Consider the following 12597-nt stretch of genomic DNA (forward strand, 5'->3'; position numbering starts at 1 on the left):
ACCTGGCCGAGCGGGGCCTCGCCGCGCCGGGCGACGGCGATCACGTCGTCGCGGAACTCCTTGGGGTGGGCTGCAGGCATGGTGTACATCCTTCCAGCGGCGGCCTCTGTCGCCACAGGTCAGGTGTCAACCAGAGCGTCAGCAGTCCCCACTGTTGGGTGCGATGGCTCGACAGGGCCCTGCTCGGAGATGTTGCGGACCTTGTGCGGACTAGATGCGGACGGGACCCTAGGTGGAACGGGGCCCGTGACCCGCCCGGGCGTTGATGCCGAACGAGGCGATGGTGGGTATGCCTCAGGGAGATCGTCGGCGCCCGACCTAGGGCGACGACCCGACACACGGAGGCCCCTCATGAAAAGACTGCTCATCGTCACCGCCGGCGCGGTCGGCTTCCTGCTCGGCTCGCGGGCCGGGCGGGAGCCCTACGAACAGTTCATGCGCGCGATCGGCCAGCTGAAGGACGACCCCCGCGTGCAGGAGAAAGCACACCAAGGTGCACAGCTGGTGCGCGAGCAGGCGCCGGTCGTCGCGGACAAGGTGGCCGATGCCACTAGGACGGCGACCTCAAAGGTCACCGCGGTCGTGTCCGGATCATCGGACTCCGGCTCAGACGACAGCTCCGCCCACGCGTCACGTGATGCCGGGGACGACGCCATCGAGGAGGCCGTGCAGTTCCAGAAGGACCACGGGCCCAAGGGTCCGCTGCCCTGAGAGCCCGCCACCTGATCGCGGCGCCGGACTCGGGGGCCGACTCTGCCAGCGACATGACGCCCATGACGCCGGCCAGGTCCGGGACATCGTCCAGACCCAGCCTCCTGCGACCAGTGGGATACGCCTTCATGCCGCAGACCGCGCGCGTCGTCGTCCCCTCCCTAGGGGGCGGTGCGGACTCCTCGCTGTACTTCATCAAGTCCAGTTCGGAGCTCGCACCCGATGCGCACCCTCACATGTCCGCTAGGACGCCGGCGTGATGAAGACGACTGAGGTCCCGACCCCGTGGAAGGACCCTGTGGGAGTCGCACGCACGAAGTCGAAATGGCAGGTCACGAGATCTCCGTGGACGTGCGGCTTGGATGTGTCGAGCTGCTGCACGACGAAGGGGTCGCCACCGGTGGGCGTGAACGTCGCTGTCGCCTGAAGGGACTGAATGACGAACGTTTGCGTGCTGCCGACAACGTGCCCGGGAGTGAAGTCCCCGTTCCCGTTGAAGGCTGCCTCAAGCGTCTGACCGTTGTCGCAGGTCAACGGGATCGTGGTGGTCTTGGGATCCGCTGATGCTGCGGGCGCAAAAGCGATCATCGCGACTGCTCCGGCGATGGCTGTGGCAGATAAGCGCTTGATCATGACGTGCCTTCCTCCGAGTACGAGATTGCAGACGGGCTGACAGGCCCTCAGGACTCTGCGCGTTTCAAAGCCCAAGGTCCCGGCCTACTCCTCATCGGGTCGCTGCGCAGCACAACGGCCGAGAGTGGGTCGCTTCCCCTCATATGTCCCTCGTGCCGCGTTGAGGGCGTGACGCCCGACCCTCCCGCGTGGCGCCGCGGGTCTGCACAGGTCGTGGCGGGGGTCCTTACCGTGTCGCCATGCCCACAGTGAGTGACTCAGAGACCATTTACGGGGTTCCAGAGCTCGCGCCATTTCCGGATGTGGCGCTACGGCGGCGGCCACGCGCAGTTGCTTCTGCGCAGCGTCAAGGCCGACTCCAACGCCTCACGAATCGAAGTGCTGTTCAAGGCCGTGAAGACTATCGATTTGACGAGTAGCTGCGACGGACTCTGCCTACGCCGTGAGGGCGACCGCTTCCTGGCGCCGAGCACCGTGATTGGGGCTGGGCGGGCTACAGGTGATCTCGACGCGAGGGCCACGTTCAGGTCATGCTCGATATCGCGGGGGGCGAGCGCCAGCGCGCTGCCCACGTCAACGAGCCGGGACTCGTCGAGGCGAACCGTCGGCGTCGGGCCGCTCGTCGGTGCGTCCATCCCAGCGGTCGGCGGCATACAGCCCGGCCCGCTCCTCTACCGTGAGATCGGCGACCGTGAGCTTTGCCCCCGGACGTCAAGGCGGCGGGGACTCCTCGACCGAACACAGAGTGGTGGTCACCAGCTCAACTCGACACCTTTCTTGCGGACCACACGTAGGTGCCGCCCTGCGCAGCAATGCGTCCGCCGTGCCGATCGATGATGCGACGCACGGCGTGCTGCAAGGCGGTCAGGCGTTCTTCCCCCAGCCGTTGATGGTCGCTGAACGTGCCCAACATCCCAGTCCAGTCCATGCCCTCGAACTCGCGGACCCACCGGTAGGTGCGCGTCTCTCCCGGCGACAACGATGGGAGGCCGCGGAAGGGGTCCGCGTCCTGGAGCCCGCTGGGATCCTGACCGAGGACGGACAGGTCAGGCGCATACGTCTCGTAGGCGGTTCGAACCTCTGCCAGCAGGGCGTCGTCGAGCACGTGGTAGTTCCAGAACAAGGCGATGACTCCGCCGGGTAGAAGAAGCGACGCTGCCTTGCTCCCGCCGATGAGCGGATCGATCCACTGCCACGCATGACCGCAGGTGACCAGATCGAACGTTTGACGACGGCTGTCCCAGTTCTCGAACGAGACGACATCAACCTCCAACCCCCGCGCACGCGCCACCTCGGCCATCCGTTGGTCCGGCTCCACACCCACGACGCGGAAGCCGCGGGCGGCGATAGCCGCCGCCACCTTGCCGGTGCCACACCCGACATCCAGTGTGTTTGAGGGGCGGCCGACGAGGAGATCGTCGATGAGCGCGTCAGGATAGCCGGAGCGAAACCTGTCATAGGCCTCCGCTGCCGAGCCGAACGACTCTGCGCGTCCTCGGTCCTGGTGCATCCCCTCCAATGGCACACCACGATGTTGCCATGCCACGCACCGCCCGAGCCGGCACCGACGGTGAGTCACCTCCGCATCTGCCGGGCGATGCGCGTGGTCCCACGCATGCGGGCGCGCCGCCCTGTTCGGTACCTGAACTCGACGAGGCGCACGAAGTCTTCCGAGCTGACGACCCGACTGCTGTCGGCCACAGCAAGGCCCCGACCGCCGGCTCCACGTCGGGCGAGACAACGAGCGCGAACTGGCCATCCGCTACGAGCGGCTCATCCTGAGATGGGGCGCTTCGACTACCTCGCAATGCTGCACGTGCACGCAGCCGTGGCGCCGGAGGCGGCGACGGCTGGCCCACCGAGCGGTTCCACTCGCGGCTGCCGCCGCGGCGACCGCCAGGGTCAGAGCCGTGAGGGCCAGGTCTCCCTTGTTGTGGTCGCGTAGACGCATAGCTTCCATGTGCCCGCTATCACGTCCCTGCAAACGCCCTCGGGTGGGTTGACCGGGCGCGTTCTCTTGGGGCCGACGCGATTCTTCGCACGTTGGCCTTCACGGTCCGGGCCCCGAGGCGATGCACGGGTGCAGGCCCGCGGCTACACCAAAGGACGTAGACCCCACTACTGCCGCGAGCGGACGTGCTCAGCGCAGCGCTTTCGCAGAGTAGGGCTGTCACCTACACAACTCGGGCAAGGGGAACCTGATGAAGCCATTTCTGAGGACGCGCCAACACTCCGGCTCGCCCATGATCGGAAGACAACTCGTCGCCGGTGTCACGGCCGCCAGCCTCATGGGCCTCCTGGTTCCCGTCGGCGCCGCGAGCGGGGCACCGACGTTTCTTTACGTCCGCTCCACAAGCTGCTCTGACTCAGGGACGGGCACCGCCACTCTGCCGTACTGCACGATCGTCAAGGCAGCCAAGGTCGCTGTCGCCGGCCAGACCGTCGTCGTCGCTGCCGGCACCTACTTCGGGGAGGTCTCCCTTTGGCACTCAGGCGTGTCGGGCCTGCCGATCATCTTCCGGCCCGCCACCGGCGCCACCGTCGTCATTTCGGGTCCGCGCCACGGGTTCACGATCTCCAACCAGAGTTGGATCACCGTGTCCGGGTTCCGGATCCAGAACACGACCAGCTCTGGCGTCTATGTGTCCAATGCCAAGGGGCTCAGCATCACCGGGAACACGGTGCAGACCTCAGGACGGCGGATCTCCGGGGCGGCGGCGTACGGGATGTACCTCAATGCCATGACGTCGTCGTCGGTCAAGGGCAACTTGGTCACCAACAACGCCGGGTCGGGCATCCTCATGGCCGGCGGCTCTACCGGGAACCAGGTCGTGGGCAACGAGCTCTCCTTCAACGCGTACGGCTACGTGCGCAACGCGGTGGGCATCGACCTGCGCGGGCCGGGCAACATTGTCAAGGCCAATCGAGTGCACCACAACGAGGATTCGGGCATCCAGGTCTTCCCGGGCGGCGACCGCAACCAGATCATCAACAACATCGTGTACGCAAACATGGGCTTCACGACCGCCGCGCAGACCAACTGCGCCCACCCCAGCACCGGAAACACATCCGGCTGCATCACCGGTGACCATGGCATCGACAGCCTTGGGGTCACTGGCGGCTCGATCGTCGGGAACACGGTGTACGGCAACGCGACCTCGGGCATCAACCTCGAGGGACTTGCTGCAAGCACAACCAGCGGCGTCACGATCGCCAACAACATCGCGACCGACAACGGAATCCGGTGCCCGAATGGCGTCGGCGGGACCGTCAAGTGCCCCAGAACGGGGGGCAACATCCGGGTGGACGCCACCTCGAGGCTGGGCACGAGCGTCAACTTCGACCTCGTGAACCTCAGCGCCCCCGGCACCATGATGGTCTGGGGCACGACCTCCTACAACACCCTGGCGAGCTTCCGCACCGCGAGCGGCCAGGAGGCGCGGGGCCTGCAGGCCGACCCGCGCTTCACCAGGGCGGCCACGGGCACTTTTACCCTCGCGGCTCGGTCACCGGCCATCGACTCGGCCAACTCGGGCGCGCCGGGCCAGACCACATCCGACGCGCCCGCCCGCCCACGAGTGGACGACCCCGCTACTCCGAACATCGGCATCGGCCCTCGAACCTTCGACGACCGGGGGGCTTTTGAGTACCAGCCCGCAACGTGAAGCGGTGGCCGTCACCGACGTAACGCACCAAACCTGAGGCACCGCGCCAGCCGCAGGGTGTCCCGGTCGATCGCGTGCGACTGCGCAACGCAGAAGGTCACCGACGCGGAGGCCCGGACAGGGCGGGTCATCCTGCGCGCATCGAGGCCGAAAGTCCGGTTAGTTTCGGCTGATCCGTGCGGCTGACCACCTATCGTCGGCGACGAATGAACCGCCGAGTGCCACCTGCGGATTGAGGTACTCCTCTGTGGCTGGGCGGCAGAGTCTGGTGACAAGAAGGGCGTTGCTAGGCCTCTCGGTACTGGGCGCTCAAGCCACCACAGGGACCTCGAGGCCGGAACTACGAACGCGTTTGGGGCGAGCAGGTGGCGGTTCCGGGCATCACCCGCGGCCCTCGAATAGCCCACGGAGGTCCACCACGGTCCGCCACGGACAGTCGCCACACCGAGCACGGCGACCGCCTGGAGCCCGGGCCGCGTCATGCTCTCAGCCTTCGAGCGTCTACGAGGGTGACGACGGCGATCCCCCTCCCCCTTGAACCGTCGTCGGGGGCCCCGGGCCGGCCTGACGGCTTCCGGGGCCCCGCCAGCCATCACCAACCATGTGCCTCGACGGAAGGGACGCAGCACGCCGAGTCTCGCCGAGCCTGGCAGCGCCGGACCGGCGGGTCCGTCGGGGCGGGCGGATGCGCCAAAGACACGCTCACTCCAGCCCGGGCAAAGATGTCCGACCATCAGCGTGGCGTGTACAGCGCCACGAACGCCCAGCAGGCGCAGCATGGTCCTGCCCACGCCCGTTGGCCCCCTTCCCCACGCATGGGTCGGGTGGAAGGCACAGTTGGGTACGTAGAGCGCGTGAGCGCCACCGAACGCGCAGGGAGCCGCTCCGGTCACAGCGCTGAGGACGTCGCGGACCTGATACCCATGGTCCGCCGGATCGTTCACGCCCGCGTCGGCTCTCACCCGGCCGCGGAGGACCTGGTCCAGGAGACGCTCACCCGCGTCCTGGCGGCCAGCCCCACCATCGAACCGGGCATGCTCGAGCCGTACGCGATCGTGACAGCCCGCAACGTCGTGGCGTCAATGTGGCGCGACGTGGACCGCAAGCATCGAAACCAGCATCGCGTCGTCGACCTGAGCACCCCCGATCCTCCGGAGACGCAGGTCCTGCTCGACGAGGAGCAGTCCGCGATGGCCACCGCTCTTGCCCGCCTGACCGAGCGCGAGCGCCGCACCCTGCTGGACCACGAGGTCAAGGGCACGGACACGCGCACTCTCGCTGCGCGCGAGGGCAGCACGGCCGGGGCTGTGGCAGCCCAGCTGAACCGCACGCGTGCTCGACTTCGTGTCGAGTACCTCTTGGCTGCGGCGCAGATCGAGCCTCCGACCGAGCAGTGCCGGGCGGTCCTCTTGGCGCTGAGCAGCGGCGACCAGCGACGCCAGCGGGAGGTTCACGCGGCCCAGCACCTGCTCGAGTGCGAGCCCTGCGCCGGGTTGAGCCAGCCGCTGCTCGAGCGGGGCCAGCCACGCGACGACCGTCTGACCATCCCGGTCACCACCGATCCCGACATCGTCACGGCCCGTGGGGCCGCGCGCGAGCTCGCGTCGCGCCTGGCCTTCGGGCCCACCGACCTCACGGTCATCGCCACCGCCGTGTCGGAGGTATGCCGCAACATCGTCCGTTTCGCCGGCACCGGCGAGGTCGTGGTCAACCTGCTCGAGGTCCCGCGCCGCGGCATCCAGATCGTCGCCCGCGACGGCGGACCCGGGATCCCCGATGTCGAACGCGCGCTCGACGACGGGTTCAGCACGTACGGCGGACTCGGCCTGGGCCTCCCGGGCGTCCGTCGCCTCATGGACGAGTTCGCCATTGCGAGCGAGCCCGGCCACGGCACCACAGTGACCATGACGAAATGGGAGAAGGCAGACCATGAATGACCGCACCACCGACCACCAGCCGGTGCACGCCGCACCCGAGCACGACTCCGCCAGGTCCGGACCGAGCGGTCACCTGCTGTCGCAGCTCGTGGCACATCTTCGGGAGCACCGGACCCGGCTCCAGGAGGAGTGGTCACAGCGCATCCAGCAGGCCCACCTGCTGACGGCGATGACTCCCCAGGAGATGGCCGCCGAGACCACGTCCGTCTACGACAACTACGTCGAGGTGCTCGAGACGGGGAATGTCGAGGCGCTGCAGCACTACGCGAGGGACCTTTCCGAGCGGATCATTCCGCGCGGGGTCGAGACCCACGAGGTCGTCGGGATCGTGCTGCTGCTACGCGACGTCCTGGCGCGTTCGCTCTTCGAGAAGTACCAGCGTGACTTCTCGATGCTCAACGAGGTGCTCGACGCTTACGAACCGGCGGCGAACCGCATCGCCAACACCGTCGCCGTCAGCTTCGTCGATGAGCGGGAACGCGTCATCCGCCAGCAGCAGGACGCCATCCGTGAGCTGTCGACCCCGGTGCTACCGGTGCGCGAGAGGCTCCTCATCCTGCCCATCATCGGGGTACTGGACAGCGAGCGCGCGAAACAGCTCACCGAGCAGCTGCTCTCCGGGATCCGCAAGCACCGCGCCAAGGTGGTCGTCATCGACATCACCGGCTCCCCGGACGTCGACGAGGCGGTCGCCAACCACCTCGTGCAGACGGTCGACGCGTCACGCCTGATGGGTGCGAGCGTCATCATTACCGGGCTCTCCCCCAAGATCGCGCAAACCCTCGTGACGATCGGGGTCGACCTGAGCAAGATGAACACCATCGGCGACCTGCAAGGTGGGCTCGAAGAGGCCGAGAGGCTCCTCGGATACGCCGTGACTCGGAAGGAGGTCGACTCGACCTCGTGAACGGCGGACCAGCGCTCGTGTCCATCATGCGGCAGGGATCGACCCTGATCGCGTCGATCCACACTGCCCTGGACGACTCCGAGCTGGTCCGCTTCGAGCACGACCTCGTCAAACAGATCGGGGAGCACCGCTCGCGCGGAGTCATCATCGACGTCGCAGCTCTCGACGTCATCGACTCGTTCGCCGCGCTGACGTTGCGCCGGATCGCTGACATGGCACGACTGCGCGGCGCGCTGACCGTGCTTGTCGGGATCCAGCCGGAGGTAGCCTTCGCGATGGTCCGGCTCGGCATGGGCACGGGTCAGATCCCTACTGCCCTCGATCTCGAGGAAGGGGTGCAGCTCCTCGCGGAGGTTGCCGCGACCCGGAACCTCGGCTCTTCTCGGTCCCAGCCCCAGAAACGCACGTGAGCCCCCATCGAGCGGAGCGGCTCGTCGTCGACGACCTCACCCAGGACTACCGCGCGACGCTGCGGCGCTTCCTGCCCCGCCGCGACGAGGCCGCCCGGGAATCGGCATACGAGCTGGGGCGGCACGCCTTCACGGGCGGTATCAGCCTGCTGGTCATGACGCGCATCCATCAGAACGTCGCCACCGAGGTCCTGCGCGAGACCGCTCCGGACGATCGAGTGGACGTAGCCGAGCGGTCGGGCGAGCTGCTGCTGGAGGTGCTGGCCGCATACGACATGAGCCACCGCAGCGTCCTGGAGCCTCGACACGACGACCGGACGCCTTGACGGCGATCGCATGACGCGGGATCCACCGCCGATATCCGGACTGATCGGACCAGTTCGTGCTCGAACTTTGTGCAGGGCATCTCCCATAGGTCCTGTCAGCTCGCATCATGTGATGCGTGAGGCGTGCTCTTCAGAGGTGACCGACGGCCCACGAGGCCGCCCGTACGCCGATGAAGGAGTCACACCCATGAAGCTCACCTACAAGCTCTGCGCCGCCGGAGTCACCCTCGCCACCACCGCGGCCTTGGGCCTCGCGCCGGTTGCCAGCGCATCCGCGGCGCCCGCAGCCGCCGCAGCCGCCGCAGCCGCGCCCGCGGCCGCCACACCGAGGACGACGGCGTCGTCGCCGATCAACCAGGTCCTCGCCGGCGTGGGCACGTTCACCGGCTCGTTCGCCCCGACCTCGTTCAGCAACCAGAACGGCCAGCTGGCCGTGACCGGAGTCGTCACCGGCACCCTGACCACCTTGGCCGGGGCCACGACCCCGGTGACCCAGACGGTGACCACGACGGTGGCGAGCGCGACCGCTGCCGGCACGTGCAAGATCCTCAACCTCGTGCTCGGACCGCTGCACCTCGACGTGCTCGGCCTCGTCGTCGACCTCAACCAGGTGGTCCTCAACATCACGGCCCAGTCAGGCGCCGGCAACCTGCTCGGCAACCTCCTGTGTGCAGTGGCTGGACTCCTCGACGGCAACGGCATCAATGGGCTGGCCAACCTGCTCAACCGCCTCCTCGGTCTCTGACGCGGTTCAGCTCGCCCCGCTGCACCCCCGGGTCTGATCTCGCTCGGGAAGGAGGGGCTCCGGTCCGGCGAGGGCCCGGAGCCCCTCCGGCGTCCCGGACGCGGTCTGTCACGACAAGCAGAGTGACGCAGCGCGCTTAGTGGATCAGGCCTGAACGACGACACGGTCGGGGCCGTGTCTGCCGGAAACCCGGCACCATTGAAAGGCACCCATGCTCGCCCTCTCCCTCACCTCGCCGCTGGTCGGCTTGGCGCTGATGCTGGTCATGCAACGCATCGAGGAGCACATCGTCCCTTCAGAGCGTCGCTGAGCCCAGGATCCAGGTCCCCTCGACGAGACTCCACACGCGGCCCGTCGTACACGCCAAGTACGGCATCGTCACCTTCGCCGCGCTCATCCTGTGGGCCCGCAGACCGCTCAGCCGTCGACGCCGGTCGAGCCGTGCGGCTGCCCCACGGGTTTCGACTCGGGTGAGCCCCGCTCTCGCAGGTAGATGCTCAGCACGACCATGCTCGCGACGGCCAGGAACTCGGACTGCCAGTTCTGAAACGTGCGGTTCCAAAAGTCAGGGGCAGCCGCGTACGCAGCCCAGTCGAGAGGGGCCTTGAGATCCTGGATCTGGTCCGCGTTGTATGCCGAGCGTCCGGCGATGAACTGCGCCAACCATGACAGCAAGAAGATGGCCGCCATCGTCAGTCCGAGTGACCGCGAGAACAGCCGCAGGCGCCACCCGCCGGCCTTCACCCAGGTTGGCGAGTCCCGTTGGGCGTACCGGCCGACTTTCTGGTCCTTGTCCGACTCTCGACCCAGCGTGTCCAGCGGCTTCGATTCGGGAGAGCCCTTCTGGGCCAGCCAGACGGTGAGCAGGATGAAGAGGAGGAACTGCAGGTACTCCGACTGCCAGTTCTCGGCCACGTCGACGGCGAACTGCGAGGACGTCACGTACCGGAGAAGCGTCATCAACGGAAGGCCGGCGTCGGCCGCCTGCCGGTTGTAGGAAGCCAGTCCCGTCAGCGCTTGCCCGACAAGCGCCGCGACCAAGAGGGCCGTGAACGCCAAGGTCAAGCCCTGCTCACGTACCCGCTTCATCGCTGCGCCAGCCCGACGAAGATGCAAGCAGCCAGCACAGCCCCGATGAACAGAAGGATGCCGATGAATGCAGCGCGCACGATCAAGCTCCCTTGAGCTCACACGAGAAGGGACGATCTTGTTCCTGGGGGGTGCAACCAGCAGCAGTCACACGCCAGCCGGAACCGAACCGCGCCAAGAACAGGGTGTCGTGCTCGAGCCGCACCATGGCGTCCTGGCCATACACGTCCACGGAAATCACCCTCCCGGCGCTCGGCAAGTTGGCGTCCTTGATCCCCTGGGCACACGGACCCGAGGAGTCTTCGAGTTCTTGACGGGTCTGTGGAGCCAGCAGCGCACAGGCTGCCTCTGGCTGCGCGTCGACGGACGCGGTGAAGCTGGTGGCGGCCCGGGCAGCAGCCGTCGCTGCGGGCGAGCTGTCGCCGGAACAGGCTGCCAACACCCAACAGGCGCACACCGCCAACACGGTAGGCACGCGAAGACGAGTCATGGCGCGACCCTACGGTCTTGACGCGTCCACGTGAGGCACCGGCGCCTGGTTGCCAGAGATCTCCCAGCCGCGCAACCACACGCCTCCGCGCGACAGGAACCCAACAGCCGTCCGTCACCACCGAGGTGGTCAGCGTTCGCTCTTTCAGCCACGCATCGGGCGGGACCGCCGCGCCAGATCCGAGATGGGATGCACCGTCTCCCCTCACACGCCGCGCCCTGATCACTCGGGCGCACCGGACGGCTGTAGGTCAGAGACGTAGGGCAGCAGCGAGCGCCTCCGGGTCAGCGACCGTCACCGTCGCCGCGGGGTGCCGAAGAACTCCGGCGGGTTCGATGGCATGGACTGGCTCGACGAACGCTATGCACAGTCCCTGACGCGAGTTCGTCGCGAAGGTGACGCCGCGGTCGGCGAGCGACAGATGGGGCGGACCAGCCGTCCGGTGAAAGGCATACCCCCTGCTGACCTCGGTGCCGGCGACGTTGGCGAGCGCCGTTCGCAGTCGCCAGGGCCCGAACCTCACAAGCAGCTCATGCGCGGTGACGACGACCTGGGCGGTGGCCGGAGTGATCCCGAACGCGAGCGCGGGCAGTCGGTAGCGACCTTCGAATGCGAACTCGAATTCGCGCGTCACGTCGTGCGCCTCAAGCTGGACGGCTGGTCGAGGAGCCCTGCGACGCCGCGTTGCTGCTCGCCGAGGTAGGCATCGAGCACGAGGAGCCCCGCGGTGGCCGCGGGGGTGGCCCATCGCAGCCAGCTCATGCGGTGTGTGAGTCGGTGGGCCTTGTCCGCCACCGCAGGATCCCCCTGAGCGTGCTCGAGCGCATCGTCGAGCTCGGCACTGGATCGGTAAGCCTCGGCGCTGACCATGATCGCCGTCCCTGTCAGCGCCGTCTTGAGGACGACGGCCGCCGCCGTAGGAGGGTGACCGACGACGCGGCGCCTGTTATCGGCCAAGATCGCGAGGCCGCTCAGGAGGTGCAGGCCGATAGCCACACCCTGAACTGGACCCCAACGGCGCCACCCCTCGTCGGCGATCTCGGCTCGGTCGCGGGCGTCATCACTCTTGCGGCTGGCTGGGTGCAGCGCGACGGCACCCGCCAAGGAGCCGCCGAACCATGCTGCGTTGGTGAGCACGTGCGTGGCACGAACGAAGGTGCTGTATGCCGTCATGCGAAGTCCTGGTGCATCTGGCGCACGCGGCGCGGTGTTCGGTGGGGACTTGGCCGTACCCGTTTCCCACCCCGAGACACCTTGGCTCCGCCGCTGTACGGCGTTACGCGCGCACGTCGTCGACACCGGTCCGGCTTCTGGGCTGACTGATCTCGCGACCAAGGCCGAGCCGTTGGCCTACGGCGGTGCGCCTGGAGGCTGCGCCCCGCAGCGTCCGAGGGACTCGAGCAAGGAATCGCTCGGACGACGCCGCCTGCCCACGTGTGGTTCGGGCAGTGTGCGATGGGTACGAGACGGCTGGACGGCACAGTTTGCTGGTCGTCCCCGCCCCGCTGCTCGAAGGAGCGCCTGTGTCAACCGATGCCATCGTCCTGCTCAAGCAGGACCACAAAGACGTGCGCGAGCAGTTCCGCGCCTTCCGCAAGCCCGGCCAGACCGCGGTCCAGAAGCAGAAGGTCGTCGACACGATCCTCGAGCTGCTGACCGTGCACACCTACATCGAGAACGAGGT

13 protein-coding genes are annotated in these 12597 nt (G+C 67.6%); 7 read left to right on the forward strand and 6 right to left on the reverse strand.

The genetic code is table 11. The features are described from left to right. Positions 1 to 351: 351 nt before the first annotated feature. A complete protein-coding gene (locus tag AB4Z14_RS21740; protein ID WP_442277061.1) occupies positions 352 to 711 on the forward strand; it encodes a YtxH domain-containing protein in 360 nt (119 codons plus the stop codon). 243 nt (positions 712 to 954) lie between these two features. Here the strand turns inward: AB4Z14_RS21740 and AB4Z14_RS21745 are convergent, their stop codons facing one another. Both AB4Z14_RS21745 and AB4Z14_RS21750 read right to left on the reverse strand, forming a co-directional pair. Beyond that, on the reverse strand, positions 955 to 1344 hold the full coding sequence (locus AB4Z14_RS21745) for a hypothetical protein (RefSeq protein WP_442277062.1): 390 nt from the start codon (positions 1342 to 1344) through the stop codon (positions 955 to 957). Positions 1345 to 2104: 760 nt separating this feature from the next. Beyond that, positions 2105 to 2854, reverse strand: coding sequence for a class I SAM-dependent methyltransferase (locus AB4Z14_RS21750; RefSeq protein ID WP_442277063.1), 750 nt, complete (start codon positions 2852 to 2854; stop codon positions 2105 to 2107). Positions 2855 to 3545: 691 nt separating this feature from the next. Between AB4Z14_RS21750 and AB4Z14_RS21755 the strand changes: the two genes are divergently transcribed. The 6 genes from AB4Z14_RS21755 to AB4Z14_RS21780 all read left to right on the forward strand — a co-directional run bounded on the left by AB4Z14_RS21755 (position 3546) and on the right by AB4Z14_RS21780 (position 9334). Next, a complete protein-coding gene (locus AB4Z14_RS21755; RefSeq protein ID WP_442277064.1) occupies positions 3546 to 5009 on the forward strand; it encodes a right-handed parallel beta-helix repeat-containing protein in 1464 nt (487 codons plus the stop codon). An 854-nt stretch (positions 5010 to 5863) separates the two neighbouring features. Continuing rightward, positions 5864 to 6946, forward strand: coding sequence for a sigma-70 family RNA polymerase sigma factor (locus AB4Z14_RS21760; RefSeq protein ID WP_442277065.1), 1083 nt, complete (start codon positions 5864 to 5866; stop codon positions 6944 to 6946). Next, positions 6939 to 7853 (forward strand): STAS domain-containing protein, encoded by a 915-nt coding sequence (locus AB4Z14_RS21765; RefSeq protein ID WP_156415672.1) that lies wholly within the window; start codon positions 6939 to 6941, stop codon positions 7851 to 7853. Before AB4Z14_RS21760 ends, AB4Z14_RS21765 begins: the two co-directional genes overlap by 8 nt. Then, the gene (locus tag AB4Z14_RS21770; RefSeq protein ID WP_442277066.1) at positions 7850 to 8263 is read left to right on the forward strand and encodes an STAS domain-containing protein; all 414 of its coding nucleotides are present in this window, start codon (positions 7850 to 7852) and stop codon (positions 8261 to 8263) included. Before AB4Z14_RS21765 ends, AB4Z14_RS21770 begins: the two co-directional genes overlap by 4 nt. Next, positions 8260 to 8589 carry a phosphatase RsbU N-terminal domain-containing protein gene (locus AB4Z14_RS21775; protein ID WP_442277067.1) on the forward strand — a complete coding sequence of 110 codons (330 nt, stop codon included), beginning with the start codon at positions 8260 to 8262 and terminating at the stop codon, positions 8587 to 8589. Before AB4Z14_RS21770 ends, AB4Z14_RS21775 begins: the two co-directional genes overlap by 4 nt. Positions 8590 to 8776: 187 nt before the next feature. Beyond that, positions 8777 to 9334, forward strand: a complete 558-nt coding sequence (locus tag AB4Z14_RS21780) for an ABC transporter substrate-binding protein (RefSeq protein WP_442277068.1) — start codon at positions 8777 to 8779, stop codon at positions 9332 to 9334. Positions 9335 to 9751: 417 nt separating this feature from the next. Here AB4Z14_RS21780 and AB4Z14_RS21785 read toward each other — a convergent pair whose 3' ends face one another. The 4 genes from AB4Z14_RS21785 to AB4Z14_RS21800 form a co-directional block, all read right to left on the reverse strand. Further along, positions 9752 to 10423 (reverse strand): DUF6766 family protein, encoded by a 672-nt coding sequence (locus tag AB4Z14_RS21785; protein ID WP_442277069.1) that lies wholly within the window; start codon positions 10421 to 10423, stop codon positions 9752 to 9754. An 82-nt stretch (positions 10424 to 10505) separates the two neighbouring features. Then, on the reverse strand, positions 10506 to 10913 hold the full coding sequence (locus tag AB4Z14_RS21790; protein ID WP_442277070.1) for a hypothetical protein: 408 nt from the start codon (positions 10911 to 10913) through the stop codon (positions 10506 to 10508). 250 nt (positions 10914 to 11163) lie between these two features. Then, positions 11164 to 11547 (reverse strand): hypothetical protein, encoded by a 384-nt coding sequence (locus tag AB4Z14_RS21795; protein WP_442277071.1) that lies wholly within the window; start codon positions 11545 to 11547, stop codon positions 11164 to 11166. After that, positions 11544 to 12086, reverse strand: a complete 543-nt coding sequence (locus AB4Z14_RS21800) for a hypothetical protein (protein ID WP_442277072.1) — start codon at positions 12084 to 12086, stop codon at positions 11544 to 11546. The genes AB4Z14_RS21795 and AB4Z14_RS21800 overlap by 4 nt, the downstream gene beginning before the upstream one ends. Between the last annotated feature and the right edge of the window lie 511 nt (positions 12087 to 12597).

Source organism: Terrabacter sp. 2TAF16 (assembly GCF_052115065.1).
Taxonomy (GTDB): Bacteria; Actinomycetota; Actinomycetes; order Actinomycetales; family Dermatophilaceae; genus Terrabacter.